Annotated in this window: 21 protein-coding genes; 2 read left to right on the forward strand and 19 right to left on the reverse strand. The window is 37.3% G+C overall.

Going from position 1 to position 20,469, the window contains the following annotated elements; genetic code table 11:
- Positions 1-67 precede the first annotated feature (67 nt).
- The 12 genes from QDN89_RS19770 to QDN89_RS19825 all read right to left on the reverse strand — a co-directional run bounded on the left by QDN89_RS19770 (position 68) and on the right by QDN89_RS19825 (position 12,434).
- Positions 68-1,756 (reverse strand): methyl-accepting chemotaxis protein, encoded by a 1,689-nt coding sequence (locus tag QDN89_RS19770; RefSeq protein WP_280771903.1) that lies wholly within the window; start codon positions 1,754-1,756, stop codon positions 68-70.
- Between the two features lie 159 nt (positions 1,757-1,915).
- On the reverse strand, positions 1,916-2,794 hold the full coding sequence (gene htpX / locus QDN89_RS19775) for a zinc metalloprotease HtpX (protein ID WP_280771904.1): 879 nt from the start codon (positions 2,792-2,794) through the stop codon (positions 1,916-1,918).
- Positions 2,795-2,809: 15 nt separating this feature from the next.
- The gene (locus QDN89_RS19780) at positions 2,810-3,361 is read right to left on the reverse strand and encodes a LemA family protein (RefSeq protein WP_280771905.1); all 552 of its coding nucleotides are present in this window, start codon (positions 3,359-3,361) and stop codon (positions 2,810-2,812) included.
- Positions 3,362-3,380: 19 nt separating this feature from the next.
- The gene (locus QDN89_RS19785; protein ID WP_280771906.1) at positions 3,381-4,547 is read right to left on the reverse strand and encodes an MFS transporter; all 1,167 of its coding nucleotides are present in this window, start codon (positions 4,545-4,547) and stop codon (positions 3,381-3,383) included.
- Between the two features lie 86 nt (positions 4,548-4,633).
- Positions 4,634-5,848 (reverse strand): EAL-associated domain-containing protein, encoded by a 1,215-nt coding sequence (locus QDN89_RS19790; RefSeq protein ID WP_280771907.1) that lies wholly within the window; start codon positions 5,846-5,848, stop codon positions 4,634-4,636.
- 258 nt (positions 5,849-6,106) lie between these two features.
- Positions 6,107-6,976, reverse strand: coding sequence for a PHP domain-containing protein (locus QDN89_RS19795; RefSeq protein WP_280771908.1), 870 nt, complete (start codon positions 6,974-6,976; stop codon positions 6,107-6,109).
- Positions 6,976-7,797: an ammonia-dependent NAD(+) synthetase gene (gene nadE / locus QDN89_RS19800; RefSeq protein ID WP_280772002.1), complete on the reverse strand. Its 822-nt coding sequence runs from the start codon at positions 7,795-7,797 to the stop codon at positions 6,976-6,978. Before nadE ends, QDN89_RS19795 begins: the two co-directional genes overlap by 1 nt.
- Before the next feature lie 104 nt (positions 7,798-7,901).
- Positions 7,902-8,228 carry a hypothetical protein gene (locus QDN89_RS19805; protein ID WP_280771909.1) on the reverse strand — a complete coding sequence of 109 codons (327 nt, stop codon included), beginning with the start codon at positions 8,226-8,228 and terminating at the stop codon, positions 7,902-7,904.
- A 202-nt stretch (positions 8,229-8,430) separates the two neighbouring features.
- Positions 8,431-8,658: a small acid-soluble spore protein Tlp gene (gene tlp / locus QDN89_RS19810; protein ID WP_280771910.1), complete on the reverse strand. Its 228-nt coding sequence runs from the start codon at positions 8,656-8,658 to the stop codon at positions 8,431-8,433.
- A 69-nt stretch (positions 8,659-8,727) separates the two neighbouring features.
- Positions 8,728-9,156, reverse strand: coding sequence for an acyl-CoA thioesterase (locus QDN89_RS19815; RefSeq protein ID WP_280771911.1), 429 nt, complete (start codon positions 9,154-9,156; stop codon positions 8,728-8,730).
- Positions 9,157-11,472, reverse strand: coding sequence for an AAA family ATPase (locus QDN89_RS19820; protein ID WP_280771912.1), 2,316 nt, complete (start codon positions 11,470-11,472; stop codon positions 9,157-9,159).
- A gap of 5 nt (positions 11,473-11,477) precedes the next feature.
- Positions 11,478-12,434 carry a DMT family transporter gene (locus QDN89_RS19825; RefSeq protein ID WP_280771913.1) on the reverse strand — a complete coding sequence of 319 codons (957 nt, stop codon included), beginning with the start codon at positions 12,432-12,434 and terminating at the stop codon, positions 11,478-11,480.
- Between the two features lie 148 nt (positions 12,435-12,582).
- Here QDN89_RS19825 and QDN89_RS19830 point away from each other — a divergent pair, with 148 nt between their 5' ends.
- On the forward strand, positions 12,583-13,239 hold the full coding sequence (locus tag QDN89_RS19830) for a TVP38/TMEM64 family protein (RefSeq protein ID WP_280771914.1): 657 nt from the start codon (positions 12,583-12,585) through the stop codon (positions 13,237-13,239).
- A gap of 95 nt (positions 13,240-13,334) precedes the next feature.
- Here QDN89_RS19830 and QDN89_RS19835 read toward each other — a convergent pair whose 3' ends face one another.
- The 6 genes from QDN89_RS19835 to QDN89_RS19860 form a co-directional block, all read right to left on the reverse strand.
- Positions 13,335-13,823, reverse strand: coding sequence for a VanZ family protein (locus QDN89_RS19835; RefSeq protein ID WP_280771915.1), 489 nt, complete (start codon positions 13,821-13,823; stop codon positions 13,335-13,337).
- Positions 13,824-14,005: 182 nt separating this feature from the next.
- Positions 14,006-14,149, reverse strand: a complete 144-nt coding sequence (gene sspN / locus QDN89_RS19840) for a small acid-soluble spore protein N (protein WP_280771916.1) — start codon at positions 14,147-14,149, stop codon at positions 14,006-14,008.
- 27 nt (positions 14,150-14,176) lie between these two features.
- The gene (locus tag QDN89_RS19845; RefSeq protein ID WP_280771917.1) at positions 14,177-14,311 is read right to left on the reverse strand and encodes an FbpB family small basic protein; all 135 of its coding nucleotides are present in this window, start codon (positions 14,309-14,311) and stop codon (positions 14,177-14,179) included.
- Between the two features lie 93 nt (positions 14,312-14,404).
- Positions 14,405-15,106, reverse strand: a complete 702-nt coding sequence (locus QDN89_RS19850; protein WP_280771918.1) for a DUF421 domain-containing protein — start codon at positions 15,104-15,106, stop codon at positions 14,405-14,407.
- A 376-nt stretch (positions 15,107-15,482) separates the two neighbouring features.
- Positions 15,483-18,206, reverse strand: a complete 2,724-nt coding sequence (gene acnA, locus QDN89_RS19855) for an aconitate hydratase AcnA (RefSeq protein ID WP_280771919.1) — start codon at positions 18,204-18,206, stop codon at positions 15,483-15,485.
- 278 nt (positions 18,207-18,484) lie between these two features.
- On the reverse strand, positions 18,485-18,739 hold the full coding sequence (locus QDN89_RS19860) for a hypothetical protein (protein WP_280771920.1): 255 nt from the start codon (positions 18,737-18,739) through the stop codon (positions 18,485-18,487).
- A gap of 116 nt (positions 18,740-18,855) precedes the next feature.
- On the opposite strand from QDN89_RS19860, the gene QDN89_RS19865 reads away from it, so the two are divergent.
- A complete protein-coding gene (locus QDN89_RS19865; RefSeq protein WP_280771921.1) occupies positions 18,856-19,032 on the forward strand; it encodes a small acid-soluble spore protein P in 177 nt (58 codons plus the stop codon).
- 2 nt (positions 19,033-19,034) lie between these two features.
- On the opposite strand, the gene selA is transcribed toward QDN89_RS19865, so the two are convergent.
- Positions 19,035-20,468, reverse strand: coding sequence for an L-seryl-tRNA(Sec) selenium transferase (gene selA, locus QDN89_RS19870; protein ID WP_280771922.1), 1,434 nt, complete (start codon positions 20,466-20,468; stop codon positions 19,035-19,037).
- Position 20,469 lies beyond the last annotated feature (1 nt).

A 20,469-nucleotide genomic window follows, 5' to 3' on the forward strand; every position in this document is an offset into this window, starting at 1 on the left:
GGTTTGTTCTTTCATTATAACGAACTTCCTGCAAAAAAGAAAAAGAAACAGGCTAAGCTGCTTCTTTTTATGAAACTTTGAATCTCTTTACTTCCTGTTTTAATTCTTTTGCAAGTATATCTAATTCTTCTGCTGATGATGTGATCTCTTCTATCGATATTCGTTGATTATCTGTCCCGTTTTTGACATCTAAAAATCTATCTGACGTATGGTCTGCCATTTTTGCCATTTCATCCACCGAAGCACTGACTTGCTCTGTACTCGCTGACATTTCTTCAGATATTGCGGAAACTTCTTGAATTTGAGTAGATACATTTAATATCGATTGATTCACTCGTTCAAAAGCATCACCAGCTTTGTGAACTCTTTCAATCCCTCGATTCACTTCCTCCGTGTCCGTTCTCATTTTTGCTAATGCTTGTTCTGTATCACGTTGTATTTGAACAATAACATTGCCGATTTCTTCCGCTGATTTTCGAGACTCTTCTGCGAGTTTCCTTACTTCATCTGCTACGACAGCAAATCCTTTGCCATGTTCGCCTGCTCTAGCTGCTTCAATCGCGGCATTAAGAGCTAACAAGTTCGTTTGTTCTGATATATCTGTAATCATTTCAACAATCGATCCAATTTGATTTGTTCTTTGACCAAGATCATTCATAACCGAAGACGTTTCATCAACGGAACTTGATATTAAGCCCATCTGTTTCACCGCTTCGTTGATATCTCGATTCCCTTCATCTGACTCATTCGTTGCTGTCGATGCAGATTCCGTCACAACCATAGAGGAAGAGGCGATTCGCTGAATTCCAAGTGCCATTTCTTCCATCGCACGAGCACTCTCGTTTGAGCTTTCTACTGTATTAGCTGCTCCTTTGGCAACATCATTTATTGTTGATGAGATGACATTCGTTGCTTCCGAAGACTTTTCTGATGCTGTTGTTAACTTTTCTGATGCAACAGCTACCTTTTCACTCGTCTCCATCGTTCTCGTTAATAGATGACGCAGATTGATGACCATATCATTAACCGCTATCGTTAATTGTCCTATTTCATCTTTGGAATTCGTTTTAATGTTATCGCCAGAGAAATCACCGTCTGCCACTTGTTTAATTTTTGTTACAACAGTTAAAATTGGATTCACAATCCGATTAGCTACAAACAATGCTACGGCGACTGCAATAGCAACACCGGTTATAGTTGCAATAATATTAAATATCCTGACCATGGTTCCCTGCTCCATCATCGAACTTCCAAGTGAAACAATACTTTCTCTCTCTTCTATCGCTAAGCCACGAAAACCATCTTGCACTTCTTCTGCGATAGGATCTAATTCATACCTTACTGTGATAAAAGCAGTATCTAAACCGTGTTCTTCAAACATAGGGAAAACACGATCTATCGTTAGCCTATTCCAACGATCACTCTGCTCAATTAAGTGAGCTACATCGACATCTCGATTAGAATAATTTAGTAACAAGTCCCCTAATTCTTCACTTTCAGCTGCCATATCAATAAAGTGTTCGCGATATTCTTCCTCACCACTCAATATGTAGGCTCGAATCGTTGCCATACGGTCAGCCATGTTATAAGCCATTTCATCGCTCGTTGCAACGCGCGGTAAATTATCAGATACGATATCATCAACGTGATTATTTACTGTGTACAAGTTGTATAGCGAATATCCAGACATTGCTACAATTATAACTAGTACAACACCAAAACCTAATAGAATCTTTGCTCTTATACTATTTTTCATCTTCTACCCCCACGAAGTAACAATTTTTTATGTATTCTATATTTTCAAATCTCGTTAAATATACCATATATCACAAGACTTTTGATTCACTTATTAACAAAAAATAAAAAAGACCTATGGATATTCATAGATCTTTCGTAAGTAAACGCAGCAAAATATTTACATATTTTTCAGACGTCGAATTCTTTCTTTTGGATCAGGATGAGTTGAAAACAGCCCTTTGACACCTTTTTTCAGTGGATCAGAAAAATAAAGTGGCGCGGAAGAATTTGATGCTTCTTTCACAGGGGTTTTTACTCCCGTTATATTTTCCAATGCAGAAGCTAGTGCCCAAGGATTTCTCGTTAATTCTGCTGCACTCGCATCTGCCAAATACTCTCGATTCCTTGATATTGCCAAGTTTGTCATCATCGCAATGATAGGTGCAACAATTAACAAAACGATCGCGATGATCATAACAACTGGACTTTGCTTTTGATTTCTTCCACCTCTAGAAAAAAACAACATTCTTGAACCAATATCACTAATAATGGCGATAACCGAAACCAGTGCAAGGGCAATGGTCGACAACCGAACATCATAGTTTTTTATATGAGCTATTTCGTGGGCAATGACACCTTCCACTTCTTCCCGATTTAACGTATCCATCAGACCAGACGTGACAGCAACCGCTCCACTTTTAGGTGATAGTCCAGTCGCAAATGCATTAGGAGAAGAATCTTTTACGATAAATACACGAGGCATTGGTATTTGGGCTACCATTGCCATGTTTTCAACCGTATGCCATAAAAAACGATGATCTTCCACTGATTTAATTTCTCTTGCATGATTCATCTTCATGACAACATTTGTGCTTGAAGCTAATATAATCGACACGTAAACAATCGATATTAGCGTAGCAAGGATCATTCCTATAATAAAGTCTCCATACATGGCATACGAAAAAGCTGCTCCTACTGCTAAAACAAACGCAACAAAAAATGTAACGATAAACACGGTTTTTGTTTTGTTTCTTTGAATTTGTTCATAAAGTAACATCGTGTGCACCTACAATCAAAATTTCACTTCTACGTTTTTTCGTTCTTCTTTGTTTGCTTCTAACATGTCTCTTTTTCCAAAACCGTGAATAGACGCTAGAATATTCGTAGGGATACTCTGAATTTTTGTGTTGTATTTCATAACAGTATTGTTATATAGCTGCCTTGAATAGGCAATTTTATTTTCTGTCTGAGTTAATTCTTCTTGTAACATAGCAAAATTCTGATTCGCTTTTAAATCTGGATAAGCCTCTCGCAATGCGAAGAGGTTTTTCAGAGCACCACTCAATTGATCATTGACTTCCATTTGGTCTTGACGATTCATATTCGAATCTCCCATTTGATTACGTAACTCGACCACTTTTGTTAATGTTTCTTTTTCATGTGAAGCATAACCTTTCACCGTTTCAACTAAATTTGGTATTAGATCATAACGACGCTTTAACTGAACATCAATTTGTGCCCACGATTCTTCTACCCAGTTTCTAAATTTAATCAATTTGTTATAACCAGCCACCCATAAAATAACGAGTAAAACAAGAACACCAATAGCAATAAAACCGAACATATACATGTCCTCCTTTAATTTAGTTTGAAGCGATTGCTTGCTTTTTTTCTCTTTGAATATAAAAATATCGGTATATCAATGAACTTAATAAACCAATGAGAGAGATGCCTAACATTAGAATATAAAGACTGCGAACATCAAAGGTATTAATGATCATTCCGCCAAGAATGGAACCAATGACACCTGATACACCAAAAAAGACAGAAATAAATAGTAAATGCCCCGTTGACTCTAATTCCTCGGGCACTAGTTTTGAGACAAATTGGAATGCGTTTAAATAAAATGTCGCAAACGCCAAACCATGAAGAACTTGAACAATTAACACATAATTGGCATCAGGAACAACTGACATAAACGACCATCTTAATACATAAATGGCTGCAGCGATAGTAATATACGTTAAAGGGTGAAACTTTCTAAATAAATACACGCTAAATGCGAAAACTGTCGCTTCAGTGAAAACGCCGATAAACCAAGCTATTCCAATAATCGATTCGTCTCCACCTAATTCAACGATGTATAACCCAAGAAACGAGTCGTTCATACGGTGAGTCAGACTAATCGATAAAATTAATACGAAGAAAATTAATAATCGTTTATCTTTTAGCAACCTAAAGGCATTAATTAATTTCACAGGCTTTTTCGAAGGTTCACTATCAGGGGCCATGTATGTAAAAACAAGAGCTATCACCAAAAAAAATGCAAATACATAGTAAATATGTACGATTCCAATAGCGCTTAAAATATATCCACCGATCAAGGAAGCGGATGCAAAACCTAACGATCCCCACATTCGAATACTACCAAAGGAAACTTTTCTTTGTACCGAAACTTTTTGAGCGAGGCTATCCCCTAAACCACCTGCCGGAGACATAAAAGAGAAAAATAAATAGAGTAGCGGTAATAACAAAATAAATTCATTAATTTGAAAGACGATAAAACCAATTGCTAAAGCACTCGATAAACAAAGTAATAAAATGCGTTTAACGGTTTTCCAACGATCACTCATATAACCCCAAAAAGGTTGTGCAATAATTGCCGCTGCTGGTCCTACAGCAAGAAGTAGTCCAATTTCTGATCCAGATAAACCTAAAAATTGAAAATAAACTGGTAAATAACTAATCATAATGGTCATGGAGGAATGAAAAAAGAATAACATCCCTTTAAGTTTCCAAACAGATTTCATAATAGATATCCTTTCATAAGTAAAACAGCACTTTAACTTTAAACATTATTGTTAATAAACATGATTATTAGTATTCGAGATAAATTTTAGAGTAACCAGTCGTTTTCAAACAAATAGGATGGATCCAAGTCAATAAAGACATAATGTTCATCATCAACTGGATACGAATACGTTCGAATAACATCATTGGTTTCAATGTCACGATATTTATCAGACAGCATTCCAATTTTTCGATATTTCATTTGCATGATTTGGGCTAAAAAGTATGTACGCCAACTCCAATTTTTCCCAATAGCTACCTCATCCGAAATCCATTTTTTTTCATTTGTTTTTACCCAGTTAGGCGTTTTTTGATACCCGTACATATCACAAATGTACACACGAAACGAAACATTTTCTGTTTCTTTTGAGATAACTTCCGCTAACGTTTCTGTCGTTAGTTGTCTTCCTCTTATTATTATATTAATGTTTTGATCCATCGATTGAATAAACGTAATTTGCTTTTCTAGTTTTCGATGAGCCATTTCAATAAATGAATGGATTTCTTTAACTAAAATAGCTCTTACTTCCTTTGAAGCGATAAATCCATCAACAGCCTCTGATAAGTATTCCCCTTGTAAATATCGACCACCATGCTTCCAGCCTGTGTGCAAATGATGAGAATTTTCAATCCCTTTAAAGTGAAGCGTAGCACCAATTTTTCTCGCAAACGTGGCCAATCCATTAAGAATATCTTTATACGTGGAGTGATTCGTTCCTTCTTTTAAATCCGATAAATCCACTTTAATAACATTAGGTTCTAACTTTGAGAAATGATCTAGATTTGTATCGTTTGTACGAATATCATCTAATGATACATGGTAGCCACTCGCTTTCATATAAAGTAGCATATGACTTAAATCATTAATATTGCCGGCATAATCATTCATACGAAATTCAAATACAACACGATCTCGCAGTAATCCCTCTTGCTGATAGCGTTCGAAACTCTCCATTAATTCTTCAAGGCAATCTAGGTGAACCAATGTATCTGGATCAATATTAAAAAATAATCGAGGGTGATTTGAATAAGTGCAAGCATACTTCACCGCTTTTCGATGAATTTCTTTATCCACTTCCCACTTATAATCAACAGGTACAGTTGGATCTAAAAAAAACGGAGCTAACGAATGAACTTCTCCGTTTAAATCAATCCGACCGACAACTTCATAACCTATAATTTTATACTCTTCAGAGTTCATTATTGGCTGATATTGTGGAAACACTCGCGAGATATTTTCTATTACATCTAACGGGTCCATTAACAGCCCCCCTTTTTAACAACTTTTCAATTTCATTTATGATTATTATAACACGCCTAATCCAATTAGATGCTTTTCTTTTCTTAGGTCCACTAGAGTATGTTGAATCATTAAGCCAATTTCTTCTGACGGTTATCCACGTTTATAAAACAACGATTAAAATCCATATCCATCTGCTCTATGCAAGAAAGATAGCGTCCCCGAATGAATCGAGAACGCTGACGTTCGTATTGCGAGATAAAGAAATACAATGTTGTTCTATATTTTATTTTTTTGTAAAACAAAATCAGAAAGACGTTCGGCTTCATGATATGGAAGTTTGGTGATACCTAACTCTTCACCAACTCTTCCAAATGACTCATGATGAAAATCTGAGCCTCCTGTTTTAAAAATGTTTTCCTTTCGATCATTCTCAACTTTTTGTGCTAGCTTCCTAAAACGCTCTACATGAGTAGGATGATGATCACGGTGATAAACTTCGATTCCATCTAATCCGTACTGCTCAAACCAAGAATAAATGTGATCATCTAAGTTATAAAAGACAGGATGTGCAACAATTGCTACTCCACCAGCTTGATGAATTAATGAAATGGCCTCTTGTGGCTTCATTTCTTCCTCTTTCAATACGTAACAAGGTTTACCATAGCCAATAAACTTATCAAAAGCTTCACTTACTGTCTCCACATACCCTTTGCTTATAAGTGCTTTAGCAAGATGGGGACGAGAGTAGGTTTCCCCTGTCACTTGTTTTTTTACGTCGTCAATTGTAACGTGTAGATCATATTCCTGACACTTCCCTATCATTTCATCCATGCGAGCTTTTCGTTTATCCCGATGAAATGCTAACGTTTTTTGTAATGATTGATCGTCAATATTAAACCCGTATCCTAAAATATCGACGCTTACTCCTTCTGTTCGTGTGGAAAGCTCGATACCGTTGATAAATGTCATCTCGTGCTTTTCGGCGATTTTGCTAGCCTGCTCCAAACCAGCAGTTGTGTCATGATCTGTAAGTGACACAATAGACAATCCTGCTTTTGCACACTTTCCCATCAATTGTTCAGGAGTATATCCACCGTCTGAGCAAGTGGAATGCATATGGATATCTGCTTTTAAATGATCCCCCATTATGATTGCCACCAATGATCATAACGTGTGACTGGAAGCTGGCGTTTATGTTCTGTCGCCTTGTATCGTCTTTCTAAATTTTCTTTTATATCATTCGGAATGTCTTTTCCTTCTAAATAGTCGTCAATTTGATCATACGTCATCCCTAGAGACTCTTCATCAGACAATAAAGGTTGGTCATCTTCAAGATCTGCCGTCGGAACTTTTTCATATAATTTAGCTGGCGCTTGCAGTTCTTTTAATATTGCTTTTCCTTGACGTTTGTTTAAGCCAAATAATGGTGCAATGTCACATGCTCCGTCTCCATGTTTTGTAAAAAACCCAGTGACAGCTTCTGCAGCGTGGTCTGTTCCTACGACTAAGCATTCAGAATGAGCACCAAGGTCATATTGAGCTTTCATTCTTTCCCTTGCTTTTGTGTTCCCCTTGACGAAGTCACTCATTGTTTCTCCTACCGCTTCATTAAACTGCTCAAACGAAGCATCCACCGCTGGTTTTATATTGATTGTCACCTGTTTGTATGGACGAATAAAATCCAACGCTGTTTGCGCATCATCTTCATCAGCTTGCACACCATGTGGTAAACGGACGGCTATAAATGTATAGTGATCGGTCTTTTCTTCTTCGTTTAATTCTTCCATTGCTTGTTGGATCAATTTCCCAGCTAACGAGGAATCCTGTCCTCCAGAGATTCCAAGAACATATCCTTTCATACCTGATTTTTTCAAGTAAGCTTTCAAAAAATCAACTCTAGCTTTTATTTCTTCTTTTGGATCTATTGTTGGTTTCACTTTTAACGTCGCAATAATATCTTGTTGCATTTGTAACATACGATCATTCCTTTCAAATGATTAAAAATCTAGAAATACGACACATTCGATGTATTTGCTAAACTGATTACCGTGTCTAACTGGAAAGTAAACGTCTATTCCTTTTTAGCGCTAGAGAGTGCTTTTTCTTGTAAATGGAGTAGTTTTTCTTCGTAGCCTTCTTTTACTAATATTTGTTTCTCGATGTCTCCAATGAGATCAAAATGTGGAAATTCTTCTCTTTCATGAATCCACTTCTCTTTTAACCCGTGTTTTTCTCCCCACAAAACTAGCGTTTCCCGATTAACACATGCTGCTTTCGTTACCGTTTTATATTGAGGAAAACGAGTGTCGTACCAAAAGTGTGTCAAAAACGACACTTTACCTTGCCTCGCTTTTTCTTTCCAACGGAATAATTCTGATTTTGTCACACCAAAAGCCATAATAACTCGCTCTCCCTTCACAATTCTATTAAATAATAGATTTTAAGTGGATTCAAGGGATAACCATTAGATTGAGAGGTTATATTACACACTTTCCCCTATCATAATTTTTTACACATGAATAAACGTCTATTAAGATTTCTTCACAAAACAATCAAAAGCCCAAATGTGTCGTGTTTTTACATTTGGGCCCAATCTATTGCTAATACCTTCCGTTTTCCCGATCGCCTTTTTCATCGGCGATTTCATTCTTAAATGCTTCAATGCTTTCTTCTCTACGATCATTTTTTTGTCTAATCGCTTGTTTTTCAGCATCCGCTAACCCATCATCGTCTAGTGTTAACTTTGCCTCTGCAATATTTTCCTCTGTATTAGCAACCATCGTTTGCAACCGTTCCACGTTATTAGAACGCTTATCTTTTTTCGCCATGAGAGAAAACGCCTCCTTTAGGTATTATCTCTCTTAGTTTGTTCCTTAGCTAAAAAAACATTCGTACATCTACGCTTCAGGTTGTTTTTTGTACTTTTCATATGCTTCGTGCCATGCTGGGAAATGTTTTTTAATTTTCATCGGACGAAATGTTTTGGCATCCACACAAACATGTTCACTCGTTCCAGTTAAACATCGTTTCCCCTCATCATTCTTTATTTCATATCCATAGGTAATACGTATACCATTATAGTCTTCAATCCACGTATGAATCGTTACTGATTGTCCGTATTTAGCAGGAAAATGATAATTCATTTGTACATTAGTGACTGGCGATAATGTACCTGTTTTTTCCATATCCGCATAACTAAATCCAATTTCTTCAATCATTTTCGTTCGACCAATTTCGCACCAAACTAAATAATTAGCATGATAAACAACGCCCATTTGGTCCGTTTCTGCATACCTTACATCCACATTAGTTGTTGCAACTAGCATTTATCGTTCCTCCTCAAAAATCGAAAAGTCCTCTTTCGTTAAAATAGAAAGGTCGTCTTGGTTTTGTTCATATACTAATCGATATGCTTGCCTTTGAATCGCTTCTTCTACCATATCTTTCATGGAACGAGCATTTCCAGCTGGTGGATCGTTTGTAATCTTTTCAAACAAAGCGTTCGTCACGTCTGATTCCATTTCGTAACCAAATTCATTCACGTAAAGGTTGATAATTTCCATGAGCTCAGAAACGGAATAATGCGGAAATACAATCGATTTTTTAAACCTAGAAGATAACCCAGGATTACTTTCAAGCAACGAATTTATTAAGTCGGAGTATCCGGCTAAAATCACGACCAGATTCTCTTCATGTTTTGTCATCTCTTCTACTAACGTATCAATTGCTTCACGGCCAAAATCTTGTTCTCCTTTACTTAACAAAGAATACGCTTCGTCAATAAACAAAACTCCACCTAAAGCTTCACGGATTTTCTGCTTTGTTTTGATCGCCGTTTGCCCTACATACCCTGCCACCAGGTCACTTCTCCCTGTAATAACAACGTGACCTCGTTTAAGTAAATCAAGTTCATATAAAATTTGACTATAAATGTGGGCGACCGTTGTTTTACCAGTCCCAGGTGGTCCTGAAAACACTGCATGAAGCTGAATTGGAATAGAAGGCAAACCATTCTTCTCTCGTTGTTTTTGAATTTTGACAAAGGAAGAGAGTTGTCTAACTTCTTCTTTTACGTTTTTAAGTCCAATTAAGTGATTAAGCTTTTCTTCGCCCGCTTGACTTTCGTCTTCACTTTTCTGATCATTCATCATAAATGCGTTTTCATCCAACACGGTTAAGCTATTTTTTGAGTAGTCTTTCTCTTGGGCGGCTTTCGCTCCTTTTTGAAAGATCGCTTCTAGAACGAGATTTTTTACTGTACGAGCATTTCCAAAACTTTCGTCGATCCTTTCTTTATGTATTTTCTTTCTCAGTTGTTTTATGGCTTCATCCGTTAAAGAATAATCGTTATCTAACGCTACATGTTCAGCTATTTCCACTAGTTCATCCATCGAAAAATCAGGTAAATGAATATGGTTTGTCTCAGGGAACCGACTCCTTAGACCAGGATTACTCCATAAAAAAGTCCTCATTTCTTCTGTGTATCCAGCCAAAACAACAGAAAATTTTCCGGCATACTCTCCGCTTGTCATCGCAGATACTAATGTATCAATAGCTGTCTGCCCATAATCTGAACCACTCGCTCCTTCTCGTCTCAAGCTATACGCTTCATCAATAAATAAAACTCCACCAACTGCTTCTTGAATAACATTCATTGTTTTTTCTTCTGTTTGTCCAACATACGCTCCAACAAGGTGAGAGCGATCTACTTCTACAACATTTTCTCGAGGTAGAGCCCCTAATTGATGGTATATTCTCGCAAGTAAGCGAACAATCGTTGTTTTTCCTGTTCCAGGGTTCCCAGTCAAAATCATATTTAAATTACGTTCACTTTCAAAGTGATAACCTTGACGTTGCCGTTCTCGTTGATACTGTAAATAATAAAAATACGTTTCGACTTTATTTTTCACTTCATCTAGACCAACCATCGTGTTCAATTCATCAAGTGCGTCGCTTTCCGATTCAGTTCCGATTGTTTCTCTCCATATTTCCCATTTATCCAATTGATGCTGTAATTGCTTCGTCTTTTCTTCCATCAACTGCTTTTTATCTTTCGATGAGTAAATGCCACTAATCGTTTTCCGATAATGAGTTGCAGCCTCTACTAACTCATCTATTTCTTGACCGATGTCGTTTATTAAATCTAGACCTTTCGTTAAAAATCTTGCTTCATCATCCTCTCGTAGACCAATTGCCTCGTTGATTTGAATCTTTCTCGCTTGGAGCTCTTGTTGCCATCCTTTGCCTTTTTGTAGCATCATAAGCATCTGATCAATCTTTTTTTTCTTTCCTTGGCTATGATCCGTTTCACGAATTTTAGGAAAGTCTTCTTGAAACCAAGACTCATTCATTGTTTCAAGAGCAATATAAACAACCACTTTTGAAATATAGTCAGATGATGAAACGTTCATCGCTCTCGTCAGCCAATCATCGATGCGACGATCCCACTCTTTTTTTCTGTGAAACCTTGCAACGGCTGCCATCGCTTGAAGTTCTCCAAACTGGTCATTGTTCTTTTCGGATGAATCCAAAACATCCATCATTCGAACAATTTCTCCTTCTTTCAGTTGATCATAGCGAGTTTTTTTCCAACTCTTGATTTTATCTAATCGCTCATCTTCATTTAACTTTGACTCTTTCATTTTGTTCACCTCATTTCTCGAAGAGACACATCACTAACCTTTTGATTTGGTTGCTCTTTTACTCGCGCTTTCCACGTGCCATACGTAACACCTGTCAAGACAAAAAATGCGCCTAAGATATGTACAAATAATAACTGCTCACCTAATAAGAGCGTTGCCAAAAGAACAGCTGACAATGGCATTAAATTTATGAATATCGACGCTTTAGCTGCACCTATCATTTTTATTCCTTGATAATACATAATGAAACTAACGACCGAGACGATAACACTCATGTGAAGAATCGATCCCCACGTTAACAAACTTGCCTGTTGAAGTTCTATGACACTTGTTTCGAAAAACACAAATGGCATAAGCATAAGGGTTCCAATCACCACTGCGTATGTAGTTGTCGTAATTGAGCCGAATTTTTGCAAGGCAATTTTACCAACCACACTATACAACGCCCAGCAAATGACTGCAAGTAATAAGACAAGATCAATGGGTGCTAAACCTGATTCGAATAGTTGACGAAAGTTTCCTTCAGTTATAATAATTGTTGCTCCTGTTAAAGCTAATATCAAACCAATAATATTTCGTTTCGTAATGACTTCTTTAAGAAATATACCCGATAAAACAACGATCAACACTGGATTTGATGCAATAAAAAGGGAGCTTTTCACAATTGGTGCGTCTCTTGTAGCAACAAAAAAAGCGATATTGTAAAGAGCAATACCCGTAAGTCCAAGAATGCTAACGAGAATCCACTCTTTTCCTTTTGGGCGCCTTCCACCTTTATCCATCACTAACATAATTGGAATTAATAAAATAGCCGCAAAAAAGAAACGGAAAAAGGCAACAGTAATTGGGCTTAAATCTTGTGTGGCAAAATTACCTGCTATAAATGCACTTCCCCAGCTACTTGTGGCTAAAGCAAGCATGACATAGATTAGCCACGGTTTTGTTGTTAGTAACTTTTTCATAAATATAATCTCCTTTTTCTTCGTTACTCGAAATATACCTTACTTCAGCATTTTTTTCTACTTTTAGTACCATTCTCCTCAGCTGACAGAATGGCATCACTTCCTGTATACTAATCCTATTGCCACGATATCAAAGGAGAAAAAATCTATGTACCGCAAAGGTTTCGTTCTTTTAGGAAGTGTTCTTGTTGTTATAGGTCTTATATTTTATCATGAATCATTATTACATTGGGTTCAAAACAACGATCAAGATCAATGGTTTCTAGTGACGGTCATCGCAACACTCATGTCGCTTTTCCCTGTCATCCCTTACCCATTAGTCGGAAGTGTCATTGGTGCCGCTTATGGTCCCGCTTATGGTGCTGTTATCATTTGGACAGGATCCACAGTTGCATCAATCATTTTTTTCTCCCTTATTCGTTATGGGGGATTCCATAAGTTAGGCACGAAAGTTCATTTAAAGTATGCCGCAACGAAAAAACTTACACTGCTTTTTGAACAAAACGCATTCATGTCTATTACGATTTTGAGAATGATTCCTGTTATCCCGTCTATTATTATCAATGCTTATGCTGCACTAAGTCGCGTTCGATTTATGATTTATGCGCTTGGTTCAGGATTAGGAAAAATACCCGCGATGACGTTGTTTGCTTTTGTTGGTCATACCATTGTAACCGATCCGATTGAATTAATTTATATGATTGTCATTTATGCTGTTTTTCTTACGATTGTTTATAGCGGATACAAGCTTTGGTTAAAGAATATTGAACAAAAAACCATCGTTGCCAAAACACCCCGCTCATAAGAGCATTAAAAAAGGGACTTTCAAGGATTCGGCTAGATACATGACAAGCCGAACTTGGAAGTCCCTTATTCTAACGTTTCACTAGTTTGATAAGATTAAAAAGCTTTTAAAAACCTTAATATCCGATAAAGAATAGCTCCGATGAGGCCACCTGTTGTATTTAAAATAACATCATCAATATTCGCCACTCTAAATGTGTATAGATACTGATTCAGTTCTATAAATGAAGACAATAAGATCGACACAAACACGGTCAATATAATGCTCGTCGGTTTCACTTTTCGACGAAGACGTTCTATTAATAGCGAAAATAATAGACCAAACGGAATAAATAACACGACATTGCCAACTAATATCCGAATAGGATCGACCAAGTCTTCACTGTAAACAGCGATTCGGTAAATGCTTAAAAAAGGATCTAAATTATAATTTCTTCCCCCTGGTCCAACCGGTCCAAATGATGAGCCATAGTTCCAAGCGAAAAAAGTAACGTAAAATAACACGCTCATATATAAAATGAACATAAAAATAACCAACGATGTTGGAAATTTAAAAACATTTTTTTTGCTTTTTTTATTCCCCAATAGTTGCACTCCTAACAATGGTTACTTCCTGCTCCCGTTGTTTCATTATCATACGCTCATGTGATTTTGACAAGCTTTAAATCCTCAAAAATTCTCTAAATCGATAATAAATCTTTTTTTCTGGAGATCTATACCAACTAAAAAAGGAACAGAAATTTCTGCTCCTTGGTTAGAATAGGCTTTTATTTTCCTTTATCAGGAACATAATCTGGTTTAGCAGAGCCCTTTGTATTCATTTTCTTCCCCTTGTTTGCATCGCTTGCCACAGGCTGTGTCCCTGGAAAATCAGGCCTGAATTGCTTATTGTAATTTCGATTTCCTCCCACTTTTTAACACCCCCTTTACTATCGTTATCAACTACCTAATCGATCCATATGTTTTTTATCAATTCGTTGTTCGATTTTTTCAATCTCTTTTTCATCCTTCATTAATGAAGTTATATTTTGCTTATATAGATCTTCGTATCTTTGTTTTAATTTTTTCCTCATGGTATACCTCCTTTTTATTTGCTCTTTCATTGCACTACTTATACCATTATCATCCATATTGTAAATATTTTATACTTATTGAAGAAATGCATTCTATTTTTCACTAATGTAGACGCCACCTGAATTATCTAAGGTCATTAAAAATACATCATTCACATCTCTAATATTTTGTTTCCTAATTTGGCTATCTACCCAACTTCTTGTCGTGACTTTTTTAATATTAGCATCAATGTAACGACCATCTTGTACGAGGACAGTAGGATAACCTTTATCTGATGCCACTTTATTCATATCACTAGGTGTTAATGAATCGAACTGCGATTTTTTGATTACACTAATTTGTCCGTTAGCTTCCAACACCGCATAATCCACTTCATTTAAATCAATCGAGCTATTCAGTCGTAGGTCCATTAACAATGCTTCTACCGTTACTTTTGCTTTTGCCATTTCATTGTGAAGAATTTTCCCTTTTTCCATTAACACAAGAGGTTCATCTTCAATAACTCTCCTAAAACGAGGTAATTTTAGAGCAACATAAGATAAACCTAAATGAGTACCTCCAATCAGTGATGCAGCAGCTAATGGTCCTCCTAAAGGTGTCTCTCCATCAGCTAAAGGCTCTCCCACAACATCCCCTATAATTACGCCAAATAGAAAATCGATCGGGTTTACTGCTGTCATGGAACGTTGTCCTAATATTTTAATCAGTAAAAAAACATAGATGTAAACAATGGAAGCTCGAATGAGAAATCCATATATCGGTAAATCCTCTGCTCCTTGCCAAAAGTCGAACACGCCTATCCCTCACTTCATGCGGTTATATCTAAATCATAGTATGTGATTTTCTGATAAATCTATACAAGAGTGCAAAGGCAAGGATAGTTGTTTTGTTTATATTTTTATAGCTTTTCGAGTTTGTGAATATAGGTTAAAAGAGAAAAGAGGAAATATACGCTTGTGACCGTCTTTCACCAAAATCAACTCGCAACGGTCACATGATGCCTTCTCTTGTGACAGATCCACAGTATATTTCTCCAACTTGGGCACAAGCTCGCTAAACTTTCTCGAGAATAAACATACGGTTACAAAACACAGTCTCCTCCTTATCTATCACCATTAATAAAACAAAAACAGCACCTGCGAAAATCGCAAGTGCTGAAAAATTATTTATCTATTTTTTTGCTAACGTATTACGAAGAACCATTGGTAAGATACCGCCATGTCGGTAATAGTCAATTTCAACTTCACTGTCAAAACGAGCTAACACTTCAAATTTAGTTTCTTTACCAGTTTCAGGATCCTTAGCAATCACTTCAACATGATCACGAGGTTGAATGTCATTTGTCACTTTAACATCAAAGTGCTCTTTACCAGTCAATCCAAGAGTATCGGCATTTTCACCTTTTTTGAATTGAAGTGGTAGGACACCCATAAGCACTAAGTTACTACGGTGAATACGTTCGAAGCTTGCCGCAATAACTGTCTTAATTCCAAGTAACGTTGTTCCTTTTGCTGCCCAGTCACGAGAACTTCCCATTCCGTAATCGTCACCAGCAAGAACGACCAATCCTGTATCTGTTTCTTTGTATTTCATACATGCATCATAAATCGCCATGACTTCACCAGTTGGCCAGAACGTTGTATAACCGCCTTCTGTTCCAGGTGCAAGTTGATTTTTGATACGAATGTTTGCAAACGTACCGCGCATCATAACTTCGTGATTTCCTCGGCGAGAACCGTACGAGTTAAATTCTGCAGGTTTTATACCTTTATCCATCAAGAATTTCCCTGCAGGACTATTTTTAGCAATAGAACCAGCCGGTGAAATATGGTCAGTTGTTACGGAATCACCGAATTTACCAACTGCACGTAATTCATTAAGTTCTTTTACATCCTCAGGCTCAGGAGAAAGGTTCTCAAAGAATGGTGGATTTTGAATATACGTAGACTCTGAATCAAATTGATACAGATCTCCATCAGATGTTTCCAATGCATTCCATTCCGCATTATCATCAAACACACGCTCATACTCTTTTTTGAATAGTTTTGGATCGACAGCGTGCTTCATGACAGCATCAATCTCTGCGTTTGAAGGCCAAATGTCTTTGAAAAAGACATCATTACCATCTTGATCTTGACCAAGAGCTTCATTATATAGGTCAATATCTACTGTACCAGCTAACGCATATGCAACTACAAGTGGTGGCGATGCTAAATAGTTAGCTTTCACTAAAGGATGAATACGTCCTTCAAAGTTACGGTTACCACTTAAAACAGACGAAACAGTTAAGTCTTCATCAGCAATACCTTTTTCAATTTCTTCTGGAAGTGGTCCACTATTACCGATACAGGTTGTACAACCATATCCAACAAGGTTAAATCCTAGCTTGTCAAGATAAGACATTAAACCTGCATTCTGTAAATAACCAGTTACTACTTTCGAACCTGGTGCTAAACTTGTTTTTACATAAGCAGGAACATTCAAGCCTTTTTCAACAGCTTTCTTAGCGAGTAACCCAGCTCCAAGCATAACGTGAGGATTAGACGTATTTGTACAACTTGTAATCGCAGCAATGGCAACTGAACCTGTTTTTAGAGTAGACGTTTCCCCATTTGAATGCGTCACTTTTGCCTCTTTGCCAATTTCTTCTGGTGACAAACCGAATCCAGAACTTCCCACTGGAGCAGAAATTGCTTTCCCCCACTCTTTTTTCATTTCTGATAATGGAATTAAATCTTGCGGACGTTTAGGTCCAGACAAGTTCGGTTCAATGACTGTTAAGTCAATTTCTACAACATCTGTGAATTCTGGATCGTTTTCTCCAGGTGTATAGAACATTCCATTTGCTTTCGTGTACGTTTCAACTAATTTCACTAATTCTTCGCTTCGACCTGTGAAACGTAAATAGTTCAAAGTTTCATCATCTACTGGGAAGAAACCAACTGTTGCCCCATATTCAGGTGCCATGTTAGAAATTGTTGCACGGTCGGCTAATGTCATATCAGCAAGTCCTGTTCCGAAGAACTCAACAAACTTCCCAACAACATTTTTCTTACGTAGTGCTTGTGTTACTTTCAACGCCAAGTCAGTTGCAGTTGCACCTTCTGGCATCGCACCTTTTAAATTAACACCAATGACTTCTGGGACAGGGAAATAAGATGGTTGCTTCAACATACCTGCTTCGGCTTCAATTCCACCTACACCCCAACCTAGGACACCAAGTCCGTTGATCATGGTTGTATGAGAATCTGTTCCTACTAGTGAATCAGGAAAAGCAACTTTTTCTCCTTGCTCATTTTCACCTTGTTGTACTACATTGGCCAAATACTCCAAGTTTACTTGGTGAACAATCCCCGTAGCTGGTGGTACTGCTCGGTAATTATCCAATGATTTTTGAGCCCAGCTTAAAAACTTGTAACGCTCTTCATTTCGTTGGAATTCCAATTTCATATTATTCATAAGAGAATTTGCCCCACCAAATTCATCCACTTGGACCGAGTGATCGACAACAAGATCAACTGGAATGGCTGGATTAATCTCTTTCGGGTCTCCACCGAGATCTGCCATCGCTTTTCGAAGCGAAGCTAAATCCACAACGGATGGAACTCCTGTGAAGTCTTGTAAAATGACGCGCGACGGCTTAAATGGAACATCAATATTTTTTACTTGATCTGTTCCCCACTTCGCTAAGTTTTCCACGTGCTCTTCTTTAATAACTCTTCCATCATGTTGACGTAACAATGATTCTAAAAGGACTCGAATTGAGTAAGGAAGGTTGGTAACGGTTCCAACTCCGGCCTCTTCAATCGCCTTCAGATCAAAATAGTGATAAGTTTCACCATTAACGTCAAAGGTTTTCTTTGAGTTATACAATGCTTTGTTTTCATTTGACATATGTATTCCCTCCTTCATGTTCTATCATATAACAGATTTTCTTAATTGTCTAAAACCTTTTTTCGAAAATTTGTCACATATTCGCTTTACTAGAATAACACTTCTATGATTGAATGACATATTTACTGCTTGCGTATTACTAAATTCATTCCACTTTAACCGTTTCTCGTTTTCTGGAATAACAAACGTCATTTTGTACATTAATTCTATTTTTTTGAAAAAGGACTTCTGTTACACTCAAAAAGACTCAGCATAACTTATGCCGAGTCCCGAATTTTCTAATCCATGATTTCCTGTTTTCGTTGAGCAATCTCCCTTGAAAATAATTCTAATTGTTCTTTTTGGTGCTCTGAAGCTACTGTATACGCCTTGTTAATAATTTGATTCGCTTCATTTATTTCTTCTTCTGCCAACTTCACTTGATGACCAAACTCCGGCGAGTATGGATCCATTTGATGAAACGCATCTTGCAATTGACTATAAGCTTGCTGCGCATTTTCAAACGCTTGACGTTTGTTTTTCTGATAAGGCATCTCCACATCCCCCTTCTAAAACGATTATCGTAACCGGTACCCATTATGTGGATACGGATACTATAATGAACACTTCCTTAATAGTATGGTTTATCGCTTCAAGAGTATGCTAACAATTGAAAACAGATTTTGAAAATGAGGGGGTGGAAGACATCGAAAAAAACACGTATAAAAGTCAACGACGTGCTAATCCAAAAGGAGGAAACGCGGATTCCGGTCAACCGAAACCGATGAAAGGGACACAACGAACGCGCAAACAACACCGAAAAGGACAAACGGATGGAGAAGGGTAAATTTACCCTTCTCCATCATGTTGATCTAATGATATCAATTGATCTTCTACATCTGTTAATTCGTCCGACGATACCGTCCGAAAATCAATAAATAAACGATTCTCTTTAATTCTTGTGATCAATGGAATATTCCCTGTTCTGAGAAATGCTTCACAACGATTGACACTCAAATGTTCTTTTTCAACCGCTACTCCGTATGTCGGCAACTCTTCGATAGGCATCGTTCCACCGCCTACTTTTGAAACATCTTCTTCTTTACGAATGGATAACGTTTTAAACTGGACAGCCATTTTCTGTATGAAATGATCCACTTCAAGAGAAATGTCATCTTTAGTTTTCAAAATATCTCGAACGGCAGGAATTTGCTTTACCTTTTCCGGTTCATAAACATAATCGTGTAACGTTGCCTCTAATGCTGCTAACGTCATTTTATCAACACGAAGCACCCGAGCTAACTGGTGTTTTTTAAGTTTAGAAATATATTCCTTTTTCCCAACGATAATGCCTGCTTGAGGACCTCCTAATAATTTATCCCCACTAAACGAAATGATATCAGCACCATCAGCAATCGATTGTTTCACGACGGGTTCCTCGCCGATTCCTTCATGAATGAACGGAAATAACGACCCACTTCCTAAGTCTTCGTAGACGATGACAGACGAATCATTTCTGTTGTCTCTAGCAATTTCTTTTAGTTGTTTCACCGACACATCAGACGTAAACCCAACGGCTTTGAAATTGCTCGTATGCACTTTCATAAACATTTTTGTTGCATCAGAAATGGCATTTTCATAATCGTATGGATGCGTTTTATTTGTTGTTCCGACTTCCACAAGTGTCGCATCACTCTCTTCCATGATCGTAGATACACGGAAAGAACCACCGATTTCCACAAGTTCCCCTCTTGAAACTACAACTTCCGACCCTTTCGTTAATCCTCGCAAAACTAAGTACACAGCAGCTGCATTGTTGTTAACAACCATCGCAGCTTCCGCACCTGTTGCTTTAATCAAAAGATCCTCCAGCAAACTATGACGAGATCCTCGACTACCTGAATCAATGTCATATTCCAAATTAGAATAATATCTAGATGTTTGCAAAACCTGGTTCATCGCTTTTTCACTCAATCTTGCTCTTCCTAAGTTTGTGTGAAGAACGGTTCCTGTTCCATTAATGACTCTTCTTAAGTTAAATGGGTGATAAGAACGAGTTCGGTTTTTGAGTTGATCAAATAGGTACTCGGTGAAATCTTCTCTTTCATAAGATTCAAATCCCGAAGCATCGATTTTAAGTTGTTCACGGAGGTTATGTAGTTCTTCATTTATCCATTCTTTCCATTGTTTTAGAGGAATTTGACCTTGTTCGTGAATGGTCGTAAATTCCTCGGAGTCCATCATTTCATGAACAGGAGGCAATTTTCTAAAAAGGGTTTCCATC

This window comes from Salipaludibacillus daqingensis (assembly GCF_029891575.1).
Lineage (GTDB): Bacteria > Bacillota > Bacilli > Bacillales > Salisediminibacteriaceae > Salipaludibacillus > Salipaludibacillus daqingensis.

Bases quoted from the DNA above. Each gene is read 5' to 3' on its own strand.
- QDN89_RS19790 (WP_280771907.1), bottom strand. From the start codon at position 5,848: ATGGACCCGTTAGATGTAATAGAAAATATCTCGCGAGTGTTTCCACAA.
- selA (WP_280771922.1), bottom strand. From the start codon at position 20,468: ATGGAAACCCTTTTTAGAAAATTGCCTCCTGTTCATGAAATGATGGAC.
- QDN89_RS19845 (WP_280771917.1), bottom strand. From the start codon at position 14,311: ATGAGGAAAAAATTAAAACAAAGATACGAAGATCTATATAAGCAAAAT.
- nadE (WP_280772002.1), bottom strand. From the start codon at position 7,797: ATGCAACAAGATATTATTGCGACGTTAAAAGTGAAACCAACAATAGAT.
- QDN89_RS19830 (WP_280771914.1), top strand. From the start codon at position 12,583: ATGTACCGCAAAGGTTTCGTTCTTTTAGGAAGTGTTCTTGTTGTTATA.
- QDN89_RS19780 (WP_280771905.1), bottom strand. From the start codon at position 3,361: ATGTTCGGTTTTATTGCTATTGGTGTTCTTGTTTTACTCGTTATTTTA.
- QDN89_RS19815 (WP_280771911.1), bottom strand. From the start codon at position 9,156: ATGCTAGTTGCAACAACTAATGTGGATGTAAGGTATGCAGAAACGGAC.
- QDN89_RS19770 (WP_280771903.1), bottom strand. From the start codon at position 1,756: ATGAAAAATAGTATAAGAGCAAAGATTCTATTAGGTTTTGGTGTTGTA.
- htpX (WP_280771904.1), bottom strand. From the start codon at position 2,794: ATGTTACTTTATGAACAAATTCAAAGAAACAAAACAAAAACCGTGTTT.
- QDN89_RS19795 (WP_280771908.1), bottom strand. From the start codon at position 6,976: ATGGGGGATCATTTAAAAGCAGATATCCATATGCATTCCACTTGCTCA.
- QDN89_RS19860 (WP_280771920.1), bottom strand. From the start codon at position 18,739: ATGCCTTATCAGAAAAACAAACGTCAAGCGTTTGAAAATGCGCAGCAA.
- QDN89_RS19820 (WP_280771912.1), bottom strand. From the start codon at position 11,472: ATGAAAGAGTCAAAGTTAAATGAAGATGAGCGATTAGATAAAATCAAG.
- QDN89_RS19805 (WP_280771909.1), bottom strand. From the start codon at position 8,228: ATGGCTTTTGGTGTGACAAAATCAGAATTATTCCGTTGGAAAGAAAAA.
- QDN89_RS19785 (WP_280771906.1), bottom strand. From the start codon at position 4,547: ATGAAATCTGTTTGGAAACTTAAAGGGATGTTATTCTTTTTTCATTCC.
- tlp (WP_280771910.1), bottom strand. From the start codon at position 8,658: ATGGCGAAAAAAGATAAGCGTTCTAATAACGTGGAACGGTTGCAAACG.
- QDN89_RS19825 (WP_280771913.1), bottom strand. From the start codon at position 12,434: ATGAAAAAGTTACTAACAACAAAACCGTGGCTAATCTATGTCATGCTT.
- acnA (WP_280771919.1), bottom strand. From the start codon at position 18,206: ATGTCAAATGAAAACAAAGCATTGTATAACTCAAAGAAAACCTTTGAC.